Source organism: Pseudomonas viridiflava (genome assembly GCF_900184295.1).
In the GTDB taxonomy this organism is placed as follows: Bacteria; Pseudomonadota; Gammaproteobacteria; order Pseudomonadales; family Pseudomonadaceae; genus Aquipseudomonas; species Aquipseudomonas viridiflava.
Genome location: NZ_LT855380.1, coordinates 4,538,803 through 4,560,914 on the forward strand (window position 1 = coordinate 4,538,803; position 22,112 = coordinate 4,560,914).

A 22,112-nucleotide genomic window follows, 5' to 3' on the forward strand; every position below is an offset into this window, starting at 1 on the left:
CGGTGATTTCATCTGGACAGTCATTGAGCGAATACCTCCACGAGCCGCGGAGCGATGGCCGTCAGTGGCCGAATCTCGACCGCCGCATCAATGGCCGCAGCCGCCTTGGGCATGCCGTACACCGCAGAACTCGCCTGATCCTGAGCGATGGTCAGGAATCCGCGCTCACGCATGGTCTTGAGCCCAGTGGCGCCGTCGCGCCCCATGCCTGTCAATAAAACGCCCACAGCATCTCCATTCCAATAACGAGCCACACTTTCGAAAAACACGTCGATCGAGGGCCTGTAGATTTCATTCACTGGCTCTGCCGTGTAGGCCAGCGTGCCGCCTTTCAACAGGCGGATGTGGTGGTTGGTGCCCGCCAGCAGAACCTTGCCACTCTGAGGCACCTGACCTTCGCGGGCCAGTAGCACAGGGATTCCCGATGCACTGGACAGCCACTCGGCCATGCCGGCTGCGAAAACCTGATCCACATGCTGCACCAGTACGACGGCCGCCGGGAAGTTCGAAGGCAGGGCCTTGAGCAGAATCTCCAGAGCAGCCGGCCCGCCCGCCGACGAGCCGATGGCAACCAGCCGGTCACGCCGGACAGACTCACGCAGCGGCGTGGCGACGGTCCGCTCATGGGTGTTGCGCTGCCCCATGAGCCATTCGATGTTCAGAATCTTGCGCAGCAGTGGTGCAGCCGCCTCTTTGGGATTGCCTGCGCCGATGGCGGGGGTGTCCACCACGTCCATCGCACCGTGCCCCATGGCCTCGAATACCCGGTGCACGTTCTGCTCGCGATCCACGGTCACTATGACAATAGCGCACGGTGTGCTGGCCATGATCTGGCGAGTGGCTTCGACGCCGTCCATGACCGGCATGATCAAATCCATCAGGATCAGATCAGGCGTCTGTTCGGCACAGCAGCGCACCGCTTCGGCGCCGTTGCCGGCCACCCATATCACCTGATGCAATGGCTCGAACGCCAGCGCTCGACGCAGCGCTTCGACAGCCATGGGCATGTCATTGACAATAGCGATCTTCATGCCTGCGCATCCCCTATCAGCTCGACCACAGCGTCGAGCAAGGCATCATCATGGAAACTGGCCTTGGCCAGATAATAATCGGCGCCCGCATCCAGTCCGCGGCGTCGATCTTCCTCACGATCCTTGTAGGAAACCACCATTACAGGCAGTGATTGCAGCCGAGTATCCCGACGCAACAGGGTGACCAGCTCGATACCGTCCATGCGCGGCATGTCGATGTCGGTAATCAGCAGGTCAAAATCTTCGGAACGCAAGGCGTTCCAGCCGTCCATGCCATCCACGGCAACCGACACTTCGTAGCCGCGTCCGACCAGCAGCTTGCGTTCCAACTCACGCACCGTCAACGAGTCATCGACTACCAGCACGCGTTTGCGCGATACGCTGTCAGCCTGACGGTTACGACGGTCGATGCGCTCCAGACGTCCGGTATTGAGCAGCTTCTCGACGGAGCGCAGCATGTCTTCGACGTCGATGATCAGCACCACCGAGCCATCGTCGAGCAGCGCACCCGCCGAAACATCCTGAACCTTGCCCAGCCGCGCATCGAGCGGCATCACCACCAGCGTGCGCTCACCGATGAAGCGCTCGACCGCAACGCCGTAGACCGCGTCGCGTTCGCGAATCACCACGACCTTGAGCGCTTCGCCAGTGTCCTGCGATGCAGGACGGTGCAACAACTGACTGGCGGACACCAGACCGACATGACGTTCTTCGTCCCAGAAGTGCTGGCGTCCCTCAAGCTGCACGATCTCATCAGGCTGCAGATCGCGCATACGCTCGATGTGCGCCAGCGGGAAGGCGTAGGCTTCGCCGCCGACCTCGACCACCAGACTGCGCACCACGGACAGGGTCAACGGCAACTCGATTCTGAAGCGACTGCCCTCACCTGCCCACTGCTGCAATTCGACGCTGCCATGCATCTGGCGAACCATGTGTTGCACAGCGTCGAGTCCCACGCCACGTCCCGACACCTGTGTGACCTTGTCGCGCATGCTGAAACCGGGCAGGAACAGAAAACTCAGCAGTTCCTCTTCGCTCAACTGGGCGGCAGTAGCGGCAGGCGACAGGTTGCGCTGCACAATGTTCTGACGCAGACGCTCAAGGTCCACGCCGCCGCCATCATCACTGAGTTCCACAACCAGCAGACCGGCCTGGTGCGAAGCCTGCAGACGGATCAGCCCTTCCGGCTCCTTGCCGTGTGCCGCCCGCTTTTCAGGTGACTCGATGCCATGATCGACCGCATTGCGCAGCAGGTGCGTCAGCGGAGCCTCGAGTTTTTCCAGCACGTCGCGGTCGACCTGAGTCTTGTCACCTTCGATCTGCAGACGAACCTGCTTGCCCAGCTCGCGCCCCAGATCACGCACCATGCGTGCCTGCCCCGACAACACGTCGGCGAAGGGCCGCATGCGACAGGCCAGCGCAGTGTCATACAACAGTTGCGCTCGCTGCCCCGACTGCCAGCCGAACTCGTCCAGCTCGGCAGTCTGCTGAACCAGCATCTGCTGCGCCTGGGACAACAGGCTGCGGGCGTCTTCCAGCGCCTTTTGCGCATCGGCATTCAGACCGCCCTCGCCGACACTGACACCCAAGGCTTCAAGCGCCCGGTCGGTGCTGCTCTGCAAGCGCTTGAGGCGCTGCATGCCGGCCAGCAGAGGCTTGAGGCGCTGGGTCTCGACGAGGGATTTGCTCGACATGTCGAGCAGACCGTTGAGTCGCTCGGCGGTGACCCGCAGCACCCGTTCGCCGCCCTCGGCCACCCGGCGATCCTTGAGTGGCGCAGCGGATGGCGTCTCGGGTTCGGCCCTGGGCGGAACGCTCGCTGGCTCCAGACGCAGATCGGCCGCCAGTGGATCGGCAGGCGACTCGCTCGGCGGCGCTGGCGTGGCCGATGCTTCGAGCTGTTGCAAGGCGCTGGCCAGCAGCGGATCCGGCATGGGCATGCTGACTGTTCGTGCCGCCCCGGCGCCTGAAGCCAGCAACGTGTTCAGCCTTTCGACGTAAGCGTCGATATCGGGCTGGCCGACGCTGTTACCGCCCGGCGTCGCAATGCGCATCAGCAGATCGGTGCCGAACAACAGGGCGTCGATGTGATCAGGCTGGAGCAGCAGTCGCCCTTCCTGAGCACTGACCAGACAGTCCTCCATCACATGCGCAACGCTGACACCGAACTCGACGCCGACAATCTTTGCCGCGCCTTTGAGCGAGTGAGCGGCGCGCATGCAGGCTTCCAGTTGATCGGCCTGGGTCGGGTTACGCTCGAGCGCCAGCAGACCTGCACTCAGGACCTGGGTCTGCGCGTCGGCTTCCAGCGTGAACAATTCGAACAGCGAGGCGTCGCGCATTTCATCTGGCGTCATGTAAGGCTCCGGTGCACCGCCGACAGCAGCTGATCTTCATCGAGCCAACGCAGGCTTCGGTCTTTCCATTGCAGAACCCCTCGGGTAAAGCGCGCATTGGCGTGCGTGCCGGAGGCCGAGGCAGCTTCCAGTTCGCGTTCGTCAATGGCATGAATACCGTCGACTTCATCCACCGGCACAACAACAGGACCACCTTCCGCCGCCACGATCAGCATGCGCGGCACCGTTCGTGCGGACTGGGCAATCATCGGATTGCTGTCCAGCCCCAGCAACTCGACCAGCGAGATGCAGGCCACCAGAGCGCCGCGTACGTTGGCGACGCCCAGCAATGCGCGCGAGCGTTGATGCGGCAGGGAGTGGATCGTCTGCGCGGGTGCCACTTCCGACAGGCAACGCGATGCCAGGCCCAGCCATTCCTCGCCCAGGCGAAAGACCAGAATCGAGCGCGTCTTGATATCGCGCTGCAGAACAGAGCCCTGAAACTGTTCGTGATGTTCCTGGGCCTGGGAATAGCGGTCGAGCAGACGTGTGGCCGCTGCGGAATAGACCGCGCAGTTGCGGCAGTGGATATGGTCTTCCAGCAACGGGCAGGAGCGATCACCGTGAACGCCGATTCGGTTCCAGCAGTCGTCGATGTCCTGGGCCTGGTCATGGGTAAGGCTTGAAAAACCGGACTGCCCCGTCATCAGTGGTTTCCTTGTTTATTGGCACCGCGCACCGCGCGGTCCTGCAATCGGCGTGCACCGGCGCTGTCGCCTCTGGCCGCCAGCAGCGCAGCCATCTGCGCCAGTGATTCCGGATGCTGCGGCTGAAGGTAAAGCGCCTTGCGGTAAAACCCTTGAGCCTCCGCGACGCGACCCTCCACTTCACTGAGCAACCCCAGCCAGTAGAACACCTGAGCCACTGGCTCGTGCTGTTGCAGATAACGCTCGCAGGCGGCACGCGCCTCGACCGTTCTGCCCTCGTTGGCCAGGCTGGCAATGGTAACCAGCAGCGCGGCACTGTCAGCGTTGCCGGTTGCTGCAGCCGGTTTATTGCCGGGGGCAAACGCCGTCGCGTTTCGCGATGCAGGCTGGGCGGCAGGCGTGCGTGGAGTTGGCTCGGGCGTCGGGCGTGCTATCGGTTTGTTTACCGGAGCAGGCGCAGTGGCTGTCGCAGCCGTTTCCCGAGGTGCATGACGAAAAACGAAGGATTGGGCGATGCCCAGCGAGCGCATGCCAATGGCGGACAACAGATTGCCCTCGGCCGGACCGATGAAGAGCACGCCGTCTTCACGGGTCAGCTGCTTGAGGACCTGAAAGACATGTTGCTGCGTCGGGCGGTCGAAATAGATCACCAGATTGCGGCAGAAGACGATGTCGTAGGCCACCTGGGTCGCCAGTTTGGGATCGAGCAGGTTGCCGGGCTGAAAATCGATGCAGCCACGCACCAGATCGGAAATCTCGAAGCTTTCGCCTACCGGGGTGAAAAAACGCTCGCGAAAGCTCAGGTCGCTGCCACGAAACGAGTTCTTTCCGTAGACGCCGTGCTTGGCGCGTGCAATCGAAACAGGACTGATATCGATGGCATCGACCTTGAACTGCCGGACGCCGATACCGGCATCAATCAGCGCCATGGCAATCGAGTAAGGCTCTTCACCCGTCGAACACGGCAGGCTAAGAATGCGCAACGGTCTTGCGCCATCCAGCGTAGTAATACGCTCGCGGGCCAGTTTGCCCAGCGTCGCGAAAGATTCCGGATACCGAAAAAACCAGGTTTCCGGGACGATGACGGCCTCGATCAGCGCCTGCTGCTCCTGAGGTGATGTCACCAACAAGTGCCAGTAGGCATCGCTGTCCGGGCACTTTGCCGACGCCGCGCGCTGACGCAAGGCGCGTTCGATGATGGCCTCGCCCACCGAGGTCACGTCCAGTCCGATGCGTTCCTTGAGGAAACTGAAAAAGCGCGAATCATCAGTCATGGCGCGTCCTCGAGCGATTCCAGGTCCAGCGGCGGCACCGGATACAGCAACTCGCGCACCGGTTCGCTCAGCAATTCCTGAACGTGAATCCATTGCAACAGGCCCTGCTCGTCTTCACGGACCGGCCCCAGATAAGGTGACAGGCGATTGTCCAGCCCGTACTCCTTGAACTGCGAAACCGGGCAACGCAAGGTTTCGGTGGCCTGTTCCAGAATCAGCCCGAGCAACTGCGCAGGATGCTGGTCGTCGTGCCGGTAATGCACCAGCACCATACGCGTGCTGGTCCGCGCCCTGGCAGGCTGGCCAGAGTTCAACGCGCTGATATCGATCACCGGCACGATCTCGCCCCGGTGGGCGAAAATGCCTGCAACCCAATGCGGCGCACGGGCAATCGCCTTGAGCTTCACACGCGGCAGAATCTCGGCGATTTCGGTCGCCTCCAGCGCATAGCGGTCTTCACCGATGCAGAACAGCAGAAACAGTTTGTTCGACGCGGGCAACGCGACGTTACGCCTGGGCGATTGATCCATCATTGGCGATGCTCAGACCTTGAATCGCGATACGCCACTGCGCAGCCCGACCGCCACCTGACTCAACTCGTCGATGGCGAAACTGGCTTGACGCAATGACTCAACCGTCTGGCTGCTGGCATCGGCCAACTGCACCAGCGCCTGATTGATCTGTTCGGCGCCCGTGGCCTGAGCCTGCATGCCTTCGTTGACCATCAGCACTCGTGGGGCCAGTGCCTGGACTTGATGAATGATCTGCGACAACTGTTCTCCGACCTGCGTGACTTCGTACATGCCGCGTCGCACTTCCTCGGAGAACTTGTCCATGCCCATGACGCCCGCAGACACCGCAGACTGGATTTCCCGCACCATCTGCTCGATGTCGTAAGTGGCTACAGCCGTCTGATCGGCCAGACGACGCACTTCGGTGGCGACCACGGCGAAACCCCGGCCGTACTCGCCCGCCTTCTCGGCTTCGATGGCCGCGTTGAGCGACAGCAGGTTGGTCTGATCGGCCACCTTGACGATGGTCACCACCACCTGATTGATGTTGCCGGCCTTCTCGTTGAGGATCGCCAGCTTGGCGTTGACCAGATTGGCCGCGCCCATGACCTGATGCATGGTGTCTTCCATGCGCGCCAGACCCTGCTGGCCGGAGCCTGCCAGAATCGAGGCCTGATCGGCCGCCGAAGTGACCTCGGTCATGGTGCGCACCAGATCACGGGACGTCGCGGCGATTTCACGCGAGGTCGCACCGATTTCGGTGGTGGTTGCGGCGGTTTCCGTGGCGGTCGCCTGCTGCTGACGCGACGTGGCGGCAATTTCAGTGACCGAGGTGGTGACCTGCACCGACGAGCGCTGAGCCTGGGCAACCAGAGCGGTCAGCTCGACCATCATGTCGTTGAAGCCGGTTTCGACTACATTGAATTCGTCCTTGCGCGCCAGATTGAGGCGCGAACTCAGGTCGCCCGTGCGCATGGTTTCCAGAATCCGCACGATGAGCTGCATCGGTGCGATGATCGAGCGCATCAGCAGCAGCCCGCATGCAGCGGCGGCCATGACGGCAATAAACAGTGAAAAGACCATGCTGATCTTGGCACTCAGCACGGCATTGACGATGTTGTCGGTTGCGCGATCCGCTAACTGTTTGTTGGCCACGATCAGTTCATTGAGTTGTTTGCGACCATCCGTCCAGACCGGATTGGCCTCACCGTAAAACTCCGAACGAGCGCCCGCGTAGTCGCCGCGCTCGAACTTGGCATGCACCTCGGCGAGCAGCCGGGAATAAGTTTCGCGGCGCTTTTCAAAAACAGCGAAACTGGCTCTGTCGCTGTCATCGAAGATGGACTTCTTGTAGCCATCCATCTGAGTCTGCAACGCGTCATCAAAGCCCTGGAACTGGTCCTTTTCCTGCTTGGTCAGGGCACGCCCCTGGCCTTCGCCGATCAACTCGAGCGTGCGGATATAGCTCTCGCCCCAGGCGCTGCGCACCAGAGTGCTGTAGTAGACACCCGGTAAAGCGTCGAGACGCACCTGTTCTTCGCTGGACTCGATCGACAACAAGCGCGAGTAAGACACAACGACCATCAACAGCATGATCGCAATAATGACGGCAAAACTCGCCAGAATGCGTTGGCGCAACGTCCAGTTCTTCACAGTCAGCCCTCAGGAGTTCAACGACGGCATCCGGCCGTGTTCAAGAAGCGGACCGACAGACGGTCCAAGCCGCGTGAGTATAGCCCAGCGTTTCAGCCATTAGCGGGTGATATGAAAATGAAATGACGGTCAGCAGGTATATGCCCATATTCATGGGTTGAACACGGGTAGGAAGACTCGCGAAGCGGGGCTGAAAACAAAAGTTTCTGATTGAATGTCTACCTCACCACGTCTTCGACTTAGCGCTGTCGCGCAGCAAACTGCGGACTGTGGGAGGCAGGGCGTGTATTGAACCGGGCGGGTTCGTTAACTAAAACCCGGCCCGGGAAAACATACGCTGCCGACGATTTATTACGCGTCCCTGACCTGCCCTTCCAGCTCGGCCTTGAGTCCTGGATCAAGCTTCAACGCGCGAGCCAGTTCATCCAGATAAGCACGCTCCATGAAGTGTTCCTGATCCACCAGCATCACACTGGCGATGTACATTTCTGCCGCCATTTCCGGCGTGGTCGCTGCCCGCGCGACCTCGGCCGGGTCCAAAGGTTTGTTCAACTCGGCATGCAACCAGCTTTGCAAGGTTTGATCAGTGCTCAGTTTGCTGAATTCGCCTTCGATCAGCTCGCGTTCACGCTCGTCCACATGGCCATCGGCCTTGGCAGCCGCCACCAGCGCCCGCAGGATCGCCTGGCTGTGCAACTCGGCTTCCGAGTCCGGCAGGCGGTCGATGGTTTGCGGCTCGCGCTGACCGGTCACGCCTTGACTGGCTTGCCAGTTGTTGTAGGCCTTGTAGGCCAGCACACCCAACGCCGCCAGACCGCCGTATTTCAGCGCCTTGCCGCCCATGCCTCGAGAGCCCTTGCCCCTGAGCAGGCTCATCGCACCCGCCGCCAGCGCACCACCGCCCGCACCGGACAACAGGCCGCCGAGACCGCCCTGGCTGCTCTGGCCGCCGCTTTTATTACCGCCGAGAAGGCTGCCCAGTCCGTCCATCAATGAATCACTCCCTGAAGACGGCTTGCCGGACCTGGGCTTGCCGTTGACCTTGTCCTGCAACATGTTCTGACCAGACTTGAGCAACTGATCGAGTAAGCCACGCGTATTCACAGGGAACCTCCACAGGATTGTCAGATGAATCATTGACCAGCAGGTTAAACAGAAGTGACAAAACGCCAGAAACAGGTGTGCTTCCAGATGTTGCAGTTGACCGCAGACCGGGATCGGTTCAAATCGTATTCGCCCTGCAGCGGAAAAGACGCAACCCCTGGAAATCGAAATGGTCGATTCATGTGGCTGCCAAGAAAGAGGACAATGCGAGCCACTTATCTGGATCGGACGTCGATGCAATCGACGCTCGTCACTCTTCCATTACTGTCCAGCCGTCCATCGGGAGCTTGCTGAAGTGATATCACGAGTCGGCTTCCCTGCAGGCAGCAGCGAAGCAGCCGAGACAATCAGGACCAAAGACTGGTACCACACCTCGCTTGGTCCTGTGGACCAATGGCCTGTGGCGTTGAAGAATGCCCTCAACCTGATCCTCAACAGCCCGGAATCCATGTATCTGCTGTGGGGTCCGGAACTGATCTTCTTCCACAACGATGCTTATGCGCCGATTCTCGGACCGCGCAAAGAGTGGGCCATCGGCGCTCTGATGCACGAGCTGTGGGCGGATGTCTGGGATCAGGTCCTTCCATTGGTCGAGCAGGCGTTGAACGGCGAGCCCGGCCGATGGCAGGACATGCCGCTGACCATGGCGCGCTTCGGTGAAATCGAGCAGACCTGGTGGTCGTTCTCGTTCTCGCCATTGTTTGATGAGAACGGCGCCACCGTCGGCATGTTCTGCGCCACCAACGAGACCACACACCATGTACTCGATCAACGGGCGCTTCAGGCCAGCGAAAGCAAGCGGCGAGAGCTGATCGCAGAATTGATCGAGCAGGAAAAGCAGCAGACCGCCAAGCTTGAGCAGCGCACGCTGGAGCTGGATACCTTCTGGAAGATCTCGCCCGATCCGCTGGCCATGCTCGATTTCAACGGCATTTTCCTGAGGGTCAACCCGGCCTGGGACGCCCTGCTCGGCCGCACCGAACGTGAACTGATCGGCACCTCAATCATGGACCTGCTTCACCCGGACGATGTCGCAAGCACACAAAAGGCTCTGACGCACACCATCAGCCATGTCCTGCCCTTGTTCGAAAACCGTTACAAACATGTCGACGGCACGTATCACTGGTTCGGCTGGACGGCCGCGCCGGGCAACGGCGTCATCTTCGCGCTGGGCAAGCACCTGACCAATGAGAAGCAGCGCATCGAAGCACTGCGCATTACTGAAGAAGCACTGCGTCAGTCACAGAAGATGGAAGCGGTCGGGCAACTCACCGGTGGCCTTGCCCATGACTTCAACAACCTGCTGATGGGCGTCACCGGCAACATGGAGTTGCTTCAATCGAGGGTGAAGCAAGGGCGTTTCGCAGAACTGGACCGTTACATTGGCTCGGCACTGGAAGGCTCAAGGCGCGCGGCCTCGCTGACGCATCGATTGCTGGCCTTTTCACGCCGCCAGACGCTTGATCCAAAGGCAACCGATATCGACCAGTTGATCGCAGGCATGGATGAACTCATCAGACGTACCGTGGGGCCTGCCATCGACATGCAGGTGCGCCCCACACAGGGGCTGTGGTCGACCATGGTGGACCCGCACCAACTGGAAAACTCACTGCTGAACCTGTGCATCAATGCCAAGGACGCCATGCCGGACGGTGGCCAGTTGCTGATCGAGACCGGCAATCGCTATCTGGACAGCCCGACTGCAGCGAAACATGAGCTGACGGCGGGTCGCTATGTGGAACTGACGGTCAGCGACAAGGGCACAGGAATGACCAAGGAAGTGATCGGACGGGCATTCGATCCGTTTTTCACCACCAAACCCATCGGTATGGGTACAGGCCTGGGCCTGTCGATGATTTACGGCTTTGCCCGGCAATCCGGCGGAGGTGTCAGCATTTTTTCGGAGACAGGGAAAGGCGCGAAACTCAGTATTCTCCTGCCTATGTTCGAAGGTCAGGCCGAGCCCGTACTGCATGACTGCGCTATACCGGTGCCTTCACAGAACGCTGGCGGCGAAACCGTTATGGTTGTCGATGACGAGCCAACGGTACGTCTTTTGATCACCGAAGTGCTTGAGGATCTGGGGTATCTGGTGCTGCAGGCCGACCGAGGCTCTGCTGCGCTGGAAATCCTGCAATCGAAGGCGGCAATTGATCTGCTCGTGACCGATGTCGGCCTGCCCGGCGGCATGAACGGCCGTCAGGTTGCAGACGCGGCCAGAGCGGTGCGCCCCGATCTGAAAATCCTCTTCGTGACCGGTTACGCGGAAAACGCCGCGCTCGCACACGACACGCTGGAGCCCGGCATGTACGTGCTGCCCAAGCCTTTCTCCATCGCAGCACTGACCGGACGGGTGACCGAATTGCTGGACAGCGCGAATGAGCGGTTGTAGCGCTGTCGCTTAGAAGACTCAGGCCCGCGGGAGGCGCCACCACGTCTTCGACGTAGCGCTGTTGCGCAGCAAACTCCGGGCCGTGGGAGGCGGCTTGCCACCTCTCCCTAGCCTCACGATAAAGCCATCTGCCGAGCTGTCAGTCCCGCAGATCAGACTCGTGAATCGGCTGGTCGCGATGTGTCGCGCGCTGGTATTGCGCGGGCCAGGTGGCCAGTCGTCCGCCGAGATCGTCATCGGCATGCAGCGGCCAGTACGGATCACGCAGCAGCTCCCTGGCGAGCAGGATGATGTCGGCCTGACCGGTACGCAGGATGTGCTCTGCCTGTGCAGGATCGGTGATCATGCCGACTGTGCCGGTCGCGATGCCGGATTCCTTGCGCACGCGTTCAGCGAAGCGGGTCTGGTAGCCAGGACCGACCGGGATTTCCGCCTTGGCTGCGGTGCCGCCCGAGGACACGTCGATAAGGTCTGCACCCAGCGCCTTGAGGCGGCGTGCCAGTTCCACGGTCTCGTCAGGATTCCAGCCATCCTCTACCCAGTCGGTCGCCGATACGCGCACGAACAGCGGCAGTTCTTCAGGCCAGATTGCGCGGACCGCTTCGGTCACTTGCAGGGTCAGACGAATGCGGTTTTCGAAAGAGCCACCGTATTCATCCGTGCGCTGATTGCTCAGCGGAGAGAGGAACTGATGCAGCAGGTAACCGTGTGCCGCGTGGATTTCGACGACTTTGAAACCTGCAGTCAGCGAACGGCGTGCCGCGTCCACGAATGCCTTGATCACTTCCTGAATCTGGATGTCGCTCAGTTTCACCGGAGCGGTGTGTTGCGGGTCGAAGGCAATCGCCGACGGACCCACCGGGGTCCAGCCGCCTTCACTCTCGGGAATGCTGCCGTGTTTACCCAACCACGGACGCCAGGTGCTCGCCTTGCGTCCGGCATGTGCCAACTGGACACCTGCAACGGCGCCCTGCGCAGTGATGAAACGCGTGATGCGCTGCAACGGCTCAATCTGCTCGTCGTTCCACAGGCCAAGGTCTTCCGGGGTAATGCGACCATCCGGCGTCACCGCCATGGCTTCAGTGATAACGAGCCCCGCGCCACCGACGGCACGGCTGCCCAGGTGCACCAGATGCCAGTCATTGGCCAGACCATCGACACTTGAATACTGGCACATGGGCGACACAGCAATACGATTACGCAGCGTCAATTGGCGCAGGGTATAGGGCTCAAGCAGCAGGCTCATGGCAACCTCTCATAGTGAAAATTCGGGTGTCCCGGCTCGTGTTCAGCGAGCAGCTTTCAGAGGACAGAGCCTAGTCGACAACCCATGAGCCTGAGGGGTTCCTGCTTATTCTCAGCGTGGCGCGATGTGCACCACCATCAGTTGCACGGTTTCGTTGCCACGGAACTCGTTCAGATCAAGCTTGTAAGCCAGCTCGACCCAGCGGATGTTCGGGTTGGGCCAGATGTCGCGATCCACGCTGAAAGCAATACCGTCCAGCTTGACGCTGCCGCACTCGGTCTTGAGCACCATCTTCAAATGCCGCTCACCCACCACGCGTTGCTCCACCAGCTGGAATACGCCATGAAACAGCGGCTCAGGGAAATGCTGTCCCCAGGGCCCGGCATTACGCAGCGCGCGAGCCAGCTCCAGATGAAACTCTTCGACTGCCAGCGAACCATCCGACAGCAAGCGTCCGGTCAGGTCCTGCTCATCAAGCTGACGGCGTACCTCCTGATCGAACGCCTCGGCGAACGCCGGAAAGTGCTCTTCGGGCAAGGACAGCCCCGCTGCCATGGCGTGCCCGCCGAACTTGCTGATCAGGTGCGGATGAGCCGCTGCCACTGCGTCCAGCGCGTCACGAATATGAAAACCTGGCACCGAGCGGGCCGAGCCCTTGAGCACGCCCTCCCCGGCGCTGGCAAACGCGATGGTCGGACGGTGATAACGCTCTTTCATGCGCGAGGCCAGAATGCCGATCACGCCCTGGTGCCAGTCCGGCTCGAACAGGCACAGGCCGAACGGCATGGATTCGACCGGCAGGTCCTTGAGCTGGGCCAGTGCTTCACGCTGCATGCCCTGCTCGATGGATTTGCGGTCCTGATTCAGTTCATCCAGTTGCACGGCCATTTCACGCGCCAGCGTCGGGTCGTCACAGAGCAGGCATTCGATGCCCAGACTCATGTCGTCCAGACGTCCCGCCGCGTTCAAACGCGGCCCGAGGATAAAACCCAGGTCGGTGGAAGTGATGCGCGACGGCTCGCGACGCGCCACTTCCAGAATCGCGCGCAAGCCAGGTCGTGCGCGACCGGCGCGTATGCGCATCAGGCCCTGATGCACCAGAATGCGGTTGTTGGCGTCCAGCGGCACGACGTCCGCCACGCTGCCCAGCGCCACCAGATCCAGCAGTTCGCCCAGATTGGGCTGGGCGCGCTGATTGCGTTCGAACCAGCCGCTGTCACGCAGGCGCGCGCGCAACGCCATCAACACGTAAAAGATCACGCCGACGCCCGCCAGCGATTTGCTGGGGAACGTACAGCCGGGTTGATTGGGATTGACGATGGCATCGGCTGCCGGAAGCTCGTGACCCGGCAAGTGGTGGTCGGTGACCAGCACCTGCAAACCGGCTGCCTTGGCCGCTGCCACGCCCTCGACGCTGGAAATGCCATTGTCGACGGTGATCAGCAGTTGCGGCTTGCGCTGCAGCGCGACCTCGACGATTTCCGGCGTCAGGCCGTAGCCGTACTCGAAACGGTTCGGCACCAGATAGTCGACATGCTCGGCTCCCAGCAGGCGCAGCCCCAGCACACCGACAGTACTGGCCGTTGCACCGTCGGCATCGAAGTCGCCGACGATCAGCATGCGCTGACGTTCATCCAGCGCGGTCACGAGCAAGTCGACGGCGGCATCGATGCCCTTGAGCTGTTGATACGGAATCAGTCGCGCCAGGCTCTTGTCCAGTTCGGCCTCACTCGCCACCCCCCTTGCCGCGTACAGGCGGGTGAGTAACGGAGGCAGATCGCCAAGGAAAGGCAGGGTGTCGGGCAACAGACGAGGTTCGATGCGCATGCGGGTCAGCTGATTCTCTTGATGTGTCGGTACAGGGTAAACAGTGCGGTATCAGCCGCGCTCGCCAGCGAGCCACTGCAGCTGGACTTCGTGCTGGCCACGGTCATCAGTAACGAACACAGTGCCTTCACTGATCATCACATCCCACTTGATGACACGTGGCATGTCTTTGGCCAGCACTTCGAGGACTTCCTGCGGAACGGCAGCGATATTCACGTTCTTCAGGTTTTTGATCGCCGGAATGACCTTGCCTTCCCAGACCCGCAGACTGCCGTAAGCCAGCAGACTGGTGCGCTCGGTACGACGCGAACACCAGGTCAGGCGGTCGGCATCGGGCTGGCCGACTTCGATCCAGTGCAGAACACGGTCATCCAGGCTTTTTTCCCACAGCGCCGGTTCGTCTACATCAGACAGACCGCGACCGAAGGCAAGCTGCTCGTTGTACCAGAAGGCATAGGCCAGCAGGCGCACGGTCATGCGCTCTTCGGTTTCCGAGGGGTGACGGGCGATGGTCTGCTTGACGCTTTCGTAAACACCCCGGTCGAGGTCGGTCAGGTTCAGTTCGAATTTGTAGGTCGTGGACGGCTGGGCCATGAACGGGCTTCTAGAGTCTGGAGGAAAGACGACAAGTCTAACCGATGCAGGGCCCCGCGAACGAATCGGTGCGTGGATCGGCTTGCCGGACAGCGAAAATCAGATAGCCTCATAAACGCAGAACCACCGTGATATGTGACGCCAGCGGCGCGGCGCGACTCAAAAGCCTGTTACTTGACACACTTGGCCTATGACATTTTCGAGGATGAGACAGACGAATGATTCTTCGTGCCTCGTACTGCGTAATGATTCGCCTGATGTTGGCGCTGTTGTGGCTAGCCGTGCCCGCGACGAGCCAGGCGCGGGAAACATTGACCTGGCTGTTGCGCGACCTGCCGCCCTCGACGATCTTTTCGGGGACCATGCAGGGCCAGGGCGCCATCGATCAACTCATGCCCCTGCTGACCGCCGGGATGCCCGAATACGATCACGTGGTGATGCACGTCAATAGGGCCAGAGCCATACAAACGCTCAACGACGGCACGAGCCTGAGCTGCGACCCGACCATGCTATGGACGCCCGAGCGCGCCAGAACCATTGTGTTCTCCATTCCGGCCTTCGTTCTGTACAGCAGCGGACTTGTCGTGTTCAAGGACGACATGGCGAAGATCGAGCCCTTTGTCTCGCAAGGCAAAGTCGACCTCAACGCTCTGATGGCCAGTAATACCGTCAAGCTCGGCGCAGTTGCCGAACGCAGTTACGGAGGCGTCATCGACAAGACGCTTCAAGACAGCCATGAACAGACACTGAGCCTGCACTATGGCAGCGACGCGGTCGGGAGCCTGTTGCAGATGGTGCAGGCCGGACGCTTGCAGGGTCTGCTCGGCTTCTGGTTCGAAGCGCGCTATCAGGCGCTGCAACAGGGGATCAGCCCACAAGAGTTGATCTTTTTGCCCATCGTTGAAAATCCCGTGTACCAGTTGGCCTACATCGGCTGCAGCAATACACCCGAGGGCAGGCAGGCCATGCAACTCATCAATCGGGAAATGCGCACTCTGCGCGAAAGCAGCCTGATGGGGCTTTATGCACAATGGCTGGCCCCGGAACAGCGTGGCGATTACCTGCGCGACGTGAAGGCCATCTTCGACAAAAACTGATCCGCAGAAAAGACAAACCCCGGGCAGAGTCACACTGCACGGGGTAATCGGATGCGTCGTCAGACGCTGATCAAGGGAGCGGCTGGCGTCCCTTGGTCTGCATTGCCATCAGGCGAATGTCGGGGCACCGACAAAGGTACGGCTCATCGCTGCGTTGCGCATGGCAGCGATGACACAAGGCTCGATCCTGCCTTCGGCAACCATCAAATCCCGATGAAGCCCGTCGACCACATCCGTCAGTTGACGTTTGTCACCCAATTGATCGGCAGTGAACATACGCTCGATCACACAGGCACCGGATGCATCTCTCAACGTCACAAGACGTTCGCCACGTGCGCCGGCCGGGCCGATGCTGGCCTTGTAGGGAGCCAGCGCTTCGCTTAGCAGTAAGCTGATATTTTCCATATGAACCACCACTCAACTGTTTGAATGCAAAGGTGCTAACCAATGACCGTCGGCGACGGCAGAAAGTTCTTTTCTGCGTTGCACTGCCGGCGACGTTCTCTGAATTCGAGCATGCCTGCTGAATGTGACAGGGAAAAAACCGGGGTTCGACAGACAGCCGTCAACGCCTGTCAGACGGCCCTCACCGACAGACAATGCAAATTGTTGTCAGCTCCGTAGGAAATTTCAGCAAAGATAAGCGCCATCGCCTACAAAGCGCCGCTCTCTGGTGCACCTTTGATAAACAACCGACTCAGATGAAATACCATTAGCCCCCCTCTGACGGAGCCATGCCTTGAGCGCATCCACCGGTCACCCTCTGCGTATCATCCTGGCTGATGACCACCCCATTTTTCTGATCGGACTGCGTGTGGTGCTTGAGCAGGACAACGCCGCAGCGGTGGTTGCGCAGGCGAGCAATCCCGACGAACTGCTGGCGGCGCTCAACGAGCATGACTGTGATGTGCTGGTCACGGATTTCATGATGCCGGTCGAGCAGCAGAACGACGGTCTGCGGCTCCTGCAACGCATTCGGCGGGACTTTCCGGCGCTCCCTGTGGTGGTGGTGACAACCCTGAGCAACGCCGGACTGTTTCAGGCAATGCTGGATCTCGACGTTCAGGGCCTGTTGAGCAAAGCCAGCGTCGCCGGAGAGCTGCCCGTCGCCATCGAAAGCGTCCGCCGCGGACGGGTCTTTCTGGCCGATTCGGTGCGCCGGGTGCTGCAGGACGCTCAGCAGTTGGGGCCTGATTCACCGCTGGCGCTCGAACAGTTGTCGCCCAGAGAACTGGAAGTACTGCGCCTGCTGTCCGCCGGCCATGCGGTGGGCCGGATCGCGACTCAGCTCAACCGCAGCAAGCAGACCGTCAGCGCTCAGAAAGTAAGCGCCATGCGCAAGCTGGGTGTGGCGAATGACGCAGCGTTGTTCATGTATCTGCAGGAACATGGTCTGTCGTAAGCGCCGCGGCATGTGCGTGGGAAGCCGCGCTGCGTTCGAACAGCCATCGTGCCAGATCCACCGGGGCCATCGGCCGGGCAATGAAATAGCCCTGAATGGCCGGTGTGCCGAGCGCCAACACGCTGTGAAAATCATCCAGGGTTTCGACGCCCTCCACCACCACGTTCATGGACAAGCGCTGAGCCATGACCATCGCACCGGCAACGACGGCAGCCTTGCGAACATCATCCCCTATGCCTCGAACGAAATCGGTGGGAATCTTCAACTCGCTGAAAGGTAACTGCAGCAGGCGATCGATGTTCGAGGCCCCCATACCGAAGTCGTCGATCGACAATTTACAGCCCTGCATGCAAAGCCTTAACAGCTCTTCCAATTGCCAGTTCTGTGGCTGCTGCGCGTCCTGCTCAAGGATTTCCAGCGTCAGCACACTGGCTGGCAACTCATGACGCGCAAGCGCCTGCGTGATCTGTTCAGCGAAATCCATCTGCTGGAGTATCTGCGGCGCAAGATTCACCGATACCGGTAGCGCCCGCCCCTGCTCACGGTTCATCTGCGCCGAAAACGCCAGCGCCTGATCCAGCACGCGCCAGGTCAACGGCTCGATCAGTCCTTCGGCCTCGATGACCTCCATGAACTGGCCCGGTGTCAGCAGGCCGTATACCGGGTGCTGCCAGCGCACCAGCGCCTCGGCACCCAGAACATCACCGTCGAGACTGACCTTTGGCTGAAAGTGAGCGACCCATTGCGTAGCGCACGCTGCAGGCTCCATGGCGTCGCCGAACAACTGCAGAGCATTCAGCGCGCAGGGCGCTTGCCGCTTGGGAGCTGATTCTTCGACCTTGAGCGCAGGTGGCTGATAAGCCTTGAACAACTCGCTCAAGGCTGCGGCGGATGCAGGTTTGGACAGGCAACCCAGCACTTCCAGGCCCTGAGCAACGGCAAGACGGGCTACGCCTTCAAGTATCGAGGTGGCCGTACTGCTCAGGATGATCAGGGCATTGGCCATGTTTTCGGCAGCCAGATAACGAATCAGCTCCAGGCCATCCGGACCTTCCATCTGCAAGTCACAGATGGCGATATCGACAGGGCCACGGCTGTTCAGGGATTCACGGGCCGCTTCGACACTTTCAGCGGTTCGCACATCGAAAATCTGATTGGCGTTGAGCATCTGGTGCAACGCCATCAATTGAAAGGGGTGGTCTTCGAGAACCAGAACCTTGAGTGAACACACAATCATGCCTATCGGGGAAAAAGCCATCGGGCCCAGAGAGGCCGTACTCTAGAGGCTCGAGAAAGCGATCCCCATAGGACAAGTCTTAAAACGCTACACCCGGTCCCGGTGCGCAGTGTGTTCATCCAGGCTGAGGCGATATTTCGGGCAGCTCCACCAGATGCACTTCGATGTCCATGCGCAGACTGCCGATGGCCATCTCCAGTGCCGGCCAGCGTTCAAGCGTATCGGTGTCGGCCTCGCGCCGGGTGGCGTCATCCAGCGCCATGCATGCCCTGGCCAACGGCATGGCATCGATCAGGCTGGCGGCGCCCTTGAGGCGGTGCAGCGATGCTCCAAGTGTCGGCCAGTCCCGCGAATGCACGGCGGCTTCCAGCGCCGAGTGTTCATGCAGAAGGTTTTTCCAGAGTTCGGCCAGCAGACGCTGCATCTGTTGTTGATTGGCCTGGGTCATGCGCTGCAAGGTCTGAAGATCGAAGGTCGGCTCTCGGACCAGCTCTGCCAGTTCATGGGCCAGACGCTCCAGCGACAGGGGCTTTATCAGCAGGCCGTCCATGCCCGACGCTTCACAGCGCAGGTTTTCATCGCTCAGTGCATTGGCCGTGCAACCGATGACGGGGCATCGCTGGCGCCTCTCCTGCGCCTCGATACGCCTGATGGCTTCTGTCAGGGCATAGCCACTGATGCCTGGCATGTTGCAATCGGTGATAACGGCATCGAATTCGCCTTCACGCCAAACGTTCAGCGCAGTTTCGCCGCCGTCGACAGGCACCACCTGATGGCCGAGAAACTCGAGCTGACGGGTCAGCACCATACGATTGGCGGACAGATCATCGACCACCAGCAAATGCAGACTGCGCTGGTCTGCAGGCGTCGCGACGGATTCTCCATCCGGTGCGACGGCGTGCTGAACTCTGGCGAACGAGACGTCGATGGCAATCCGCGTCCCGTTACCCGGTTCACTGTGCAGGCTGATATCACCGCCCATCAGTTCCACCAGTTGGCGGGAGATACTCAGCCCGAGCCCGGTACCGCCGAAACGGGCGGCCGTGTCGTCGCTGGCCTGAATGAAAGGCTGAAATACCTGTTGCTGACGCTCCGGCTCGATACCAGGGCCGCTGTCCTCCACACCGATACGGATACGCGACTCCGTGGCGCCGTCAGCGGGCTGTGCCTCAAGTGTCTGTACAGTAATCACCACGGCGCCCTGGCCGGTGAACTTCAACGCATTACCCACCAGATTGTGCAGGACCTGACGCAGCCTCAACGGGTCCAGCCAGTAATCGCCTTTCACTCGCTCGTCGAGTTCAAGACGAAGCGCCAGCCCTTTCGCCTCGGCCTGAGCGGCGAACAGATGAACAACGCCCTCGAAGAAAGTCTGCAAGGAGGTGACTTCAAGGGACAACTTCATGCCCCCGGCTTCGATGCGGGCCAGATCCAGACTGTCGCCCACCAGCGCCACAAGCTCCTGAGCCGAGCGATGCGCCACCCGAATGGCCTGGGAAGGCTGATGCCCGAGACGCAGCGCCTGCGCGCACTCAAGCTCCAGCAGACCGATGATTGCGCCCATCGGGGTGCGAATTTCATGACTCATGGTAGCCAGAAATGCGCTTTTGGCCGCGTTCGCCTGATCCGCCTGGCGCAGCGCTTCTTCCAGCTGCTGCTCCAGCCGCTTGCGCTCGGTTATATCGATCCAGCCACCCAGCAACCCCTGTAACTGGCCGTCCGCGCCGAAGAAAGGCACCGTCCATTGCCAGGCATCCACACGCTTGCCGTAAAGCTCCATGGTGCGATCGGCAAAAATCGGCTGATGATCCTCCAGCAGTTTCACGTAATCGGCGTGCATCTGCTCGGCCACCGAGCGAGGTATCAGATCGACATCGGTCAGTCGTCGGCCATTCAGTTGCTCGAAACTGACGCCGAAGCTTTCTTCGTAACTCCGGTTACAGGAAATCAGCCGACCCTTGAGGTCGCGCACATAGATCGGGTTGGGAATGCCATCGAGCAATGCGCGCTTAAAGGCCAACTGGTCACTCAATTGCCTTTCCACCCGCAGACGCTGACGAATCTGCGCCTTCAGCCTGCTGCTCCAGAGCAGCGATACCAGACCGGTCAACAGCGCCAGGATCACCGCCCATATGACCCATTGTGGTATGCGGTTCCAGAGCGAAGGCAGGGGTAAGGTCGAGCCCAGCCACTTCACTCTGATGGAGCGCAGTTCGGCGACTGGGAACTCTTCCAGCGCCTTGTTGAGAATGCCCAGCAACTCGGGTTGCGACTTGACCACTGAAAACCGGTCCGGCGACCATTTTCCGTCAACGCTGCGGGCGACCTTCAGCTCGCCGGACGGAAACAGATAGGCGCCTGCCTCGTTCTGAATGGTTGCATCGGCAACACCGCTTTCCACCATCGACCGCGCCTGATCATAGGTGTTGGCAAGCTTTAGCTGAATTTGGGGATACTCGCGCCGTATCTGATCTTCAAGGGCATGCCGGGCGGGCAAGGCAAGTACCCGCCCTTCCAGGCTTGCCAGCGAGACATTGGAAGAACTGTCGGAGCGCACGACGAAAACCCAGCTGTTGCCGCCGAAGGAATAGGTGAAATCCAGAAAGCGCCGACGCTCCGGGTTTTCCGCAAGCGTGGTGTTCATTTCGGCCATGCCGGTGCGCAAGGCGTCGATGCTCTGCTGCGTGGAAGGCACTTCGCGGTGAATGAACTGCAGACCGGTCATGCGTGATATGCGCGCCAGCACATCGATATTGAGCCCCACCCACTGACCATTCCGGTCCTTGTAGATATAGGGTGGGTGTTGGGTTGTGGATACCGTGACGCTGGGATGCTTGACGATCCAGCGCCGCTCGGCACCCGTCAGGCTGATGCGTTGCCCTGCCAGATCTGCGCCCAGCCCCACCGTCCAGCGTCCGGTGACTTCGCGACAGACAGCGGGATCGATGCTGGCCAGCGCACGGTCGATCAGGCCCAGCAATCGCTGTTCCTGCGCACGCACCGCGAATGCGAACCCCACCGGTGGCAGCACGCTTTCAAACTTTATCTGCAAGCCCAGATAGGGCCGCAGCGCGATATAGGAACGAACGATGACCTCGTTACCGATGAAGACGTCTGCCTCGCCCTGGCTCAAGGCCTCGAGCGCACTGTAGAGGTTGGGAGCGATGATGATCTCGCTCTGTGGATAGGCACGGTGCACGACATCCGAATCTGCATAGCCGTCGAGCAAAACCACTTTCTTGCCCGCAAGACTGAGCGAAGGACTAAGGTCGTTGCCCCGCCCGACCACGATTGAGCGATCCGGCATGTATTCGGTGGAAAACGCCAGCCCCTTCACACCCCGTTCGAACCCATTGGCGCTGGTCAGTATGTCGATGCTGCCATTGCGCAGTGCGTCGATGGCTTCCTCGCGCTGGGCGAATCCGGTGACTTGCATGGATATGTTGAGCTGATCGCCGACCAGCCCCAGGTAGTCGGCACTGATGCCCTGATAGCGATTGCGGTCACTGGTGATATCGATGGGTTCGTAGTCGGCAATGGCGATACCGACGCGAAGCACCTTGCGCTGATCCAGCCACTGCCGGTCAGAGACTTCCAGCGGCAGGTCGGGAGAAGCCAGAAAGGGGGCTGTCAGGGTAAACGGCAGACTCTGTGCAGCGACCGCCGCCCGAGCAAAAACAAGAATCAGCAGAAAAGCCAT

Annotated in this window: 16 protein-coding genes; 3 read left to right on the top strand and 13 right to left on the bottom strand. The window is 60.5% G+C overall.

Features of this window, described 5'->3' with window-relative positions; translation table 11 throughout:
- Positions 1-20: 20 nt before the first annotated feature.
- The 7 genes from CFBP1590_RS20355 to CFBP1590_RS20385 form a co-directional block, all read right to left on the bottom strand.
- Positions 21-1,031 (bottom strand): chemotaxis response regulator protein-glutamate methylesterase, encoded by a 1,011-nt coding sequence (locus CFBP1590_RS20355; RefSeq protein WP_004878914.1) that lies wholly within the window; start codon positions 1,029-1,031, stop codon positions 21-23.
- Positions 1,028-3,388, bottom strand: coding sequence for a hybrid sensor histidine kinase/response regulator (locus CFBP1590_RS20360; protein ID WP_058431960.1), 2,361 nt, complete (start codon positions 3,386-3,388; stop codon positions 1,028-1,030). The genes CFBP1590_RS20355 and CFBP1590_RS20360 overlap by 4 nt, the downstream gene beginning before the upstream one ends.
- A complete protein-coding gene (locus CFBP1590_RS20365; RefSeq protein ID WP_088235812.1) occupies positions 3,385-4,074 on the bottom strand; it encodes a chemotaxis protein CheW in 690 nt (229 codons plus the stop codon). Before CFBP1590_RS20365 ends, CFBP1590_RS20360 begins: the two co-directional genes overlap by 4 nt.
- Positions 4,074-5,348 carry a CheR family methyltransferase gene (locus tag CFBP1590_RS20370; protein ID WP_088235813.1) on the bottom strand — a complete coding sequence of 425 codons (1,275 nt, stop codon included), beginning with the start codon at positions 5,346-5,348 and terminating at the stop codon, positions 4,074-4,076. Before CFBP1590_RS20370 ends, CFBP1590_RS20365 begins: the two co-directional genes overlap by 1 nt.
- Positions 5,345-5,881, bottom strand: a complete 537-nt coding sequence (locus CFBP1590_RS20375) for a chemotaxis protein CheW (protein WP_004878906.1) — start codon at positions 5,879-5,881, stop codon at positions 5,345-5,347. Before CFBP1590_RS20375 ends, CFBP1590_RS20370 begins: the two co-directional genes overlap by 4 nt.
- A 9-nt stretch (positions 5,882-5,890) precedes the next feature.
- Complete coding sequence (locus CFBP1590_RS20380) at positions 5,891-7,513, bottom strand: methyl-accepting chemotaxis protein (protein WP_029241796.1); 1,623 nt, start codon at positions 7,511-7,513, stop codon at positions 5,891-5,893.
- A gap of 351 nt (positions 7,514-7,864) precedes the next feature.
- Positions 7,865-8,617: a tellurite resistance TerB family protein gene (locus tag CFBP1590_RS20385; RefSeq protein ID WP_029241795.1), complete on the bottom strand. Its 753-nt coding sequence runs from the start codon at positions 8,615-8,617 to the stop codon at positions 7,865-7,867.
- Positions 8,618-8,912: 295 nt separating this feature from the next.
- Here CFBP1590_RS20385 and CFBP1590_RS20390 point away from each other — a divergent pair, with 295 nt between their 5' ends.
- Positions 8,913-11,009, top strand: coding sequence for a response regulator (locus CFBP1590_RS20390; protein WP_088235814.1), 2,097 nt, complete (start codon positions 8,913-8,915; stop codon positions 11,007-11,009).
- Between the two features lie 139 nt (positions 11,010-11,148).
- Here the strand turns inward: CFBP1590_RS20390 and CFBP1590_RS20395 are convergent, their stop codons facing one another.
- The 3 genes from CFBP1590_RS20395 to CFBP1590_RS20405 all read right to left on the bottom strand — a co-directional run bounded on the left by CFBP1590_RS20395 (position 11,149) and on the right by CFBP1590_RS20405 (position 14,676).
- Entirely contained in the window at positions 11,149-12,255 is a 1,107-nt protein-coding gene (locus CFBP1590_RS20395) for an NADH:flavin oxidoreductase/NADH oxidase (protein ID WP_004878898.1), read from the bottom strand.
- A 111-nt stretch (positions 12,256-12,366) separates the two neighbouring features.
- Complete coding sequence (gene recJ / locus CFBP1590_RS20400) at positions 12,367-14,082, bottom strand: single-stranded-DNA-specific exonuclease RecJ (RefSeq protein WP_069143797.1); 1,716 nt, start codon at positions 14,080-14,082, stop codon at positions 12,367-12,369.
- Between the two features lie 51 nt (positions 14,083-14,133).
- Entirely contained in the window at positions 14,134-14,676 is a 543-nt protein-coding gene (locus tag CFBP1590_RS20405) for a YaeQ family protein (protein ID WP_004878894.1), read from the bottom strand.
- A gap of 257 nt (positions 14,677-14,933) precedes the next feature.
- Between CFBP1590_RS20405 and CFBP1590_RS20410 the strand changes: the two genes are divergently transcribed.
- Positions 14,934-15,773 carry a TIGR02285 family protein gene (locus CFBP1590_RS20410; RefSeq protein WP_167383125.1) on the top strand — a complete coding sequence of 280 codons (840 nt, stop codon included), beginning with the start codon at positions 14,934-14,936 and terminating at the stop codon, positions 15,771-15,773.
- A 108-nt stretch (positions 15,774-15,881) separates the two neighbouring features.
- On the opposite strand, the gene CFBP1590_RS20415 is transcribed toward CFBP1590_RS20410, so the two are convergent.
- Entirely contained in the window at positions 15,882-16,178 is a 297-nt protein-coding gene (locus CFBP1590_RS20415) for a DUF3509 domain-containing protein (protein ID WP_004878890.1), read from the bottom strand.
- Positions 16,179-16,512: 334 nt separating this feature from the next.
- On the opposite strand from CFBP1590_RS20415, the gene CFBP1590_RS20420 reads away from it, so the two are divergent.
- Positions 16,513-17,175, top strand: a complete 663-nt coding sequence (locus CFBP1590_RS20420; protein ID WP_163028974.1) for a response regulator — start codon at positions 16,513-16,515, stop codon at positions 17,173-17,175.
- Here the strand turns inward: CFBP1590_RS20420 and CFBP1590_RS20425 are convergent.
- Together CFBP1590_RS20425 and CFBP1590_RS20430 are read right to left on the bottom strand one after the other, a co-directional pair.
- Positions 17,144-18,412: an EAL domain-containing response regulator gene (locus CFBP1590_RS20425; protein WP_163003540.1), complete on the bottom strand. Its 1,269-nt coding sequence runs from the start codon at positions 18,410-18,412 to the stop codon at positions 17,144-17,146. The two genes, CFBP1590_RS20420 and CFBP1590_RS20425, sit on opposite strands and share 32 nt — an antisense overlap.
- A 115-nt stretch (positions 18,413-18,527) precedes the next feature.
- The gene (locus CFBP1590_RS20430) at positions 18,528-22,112 is read right to left on the bottom strand and encodes an ATP-binding protein (protein ID WP_167383126.1); all 3,585 of its coding nucleotides are present in this window, start codon (positions 22,110-22,112) and stop codon (positions 18,528-18,530) included.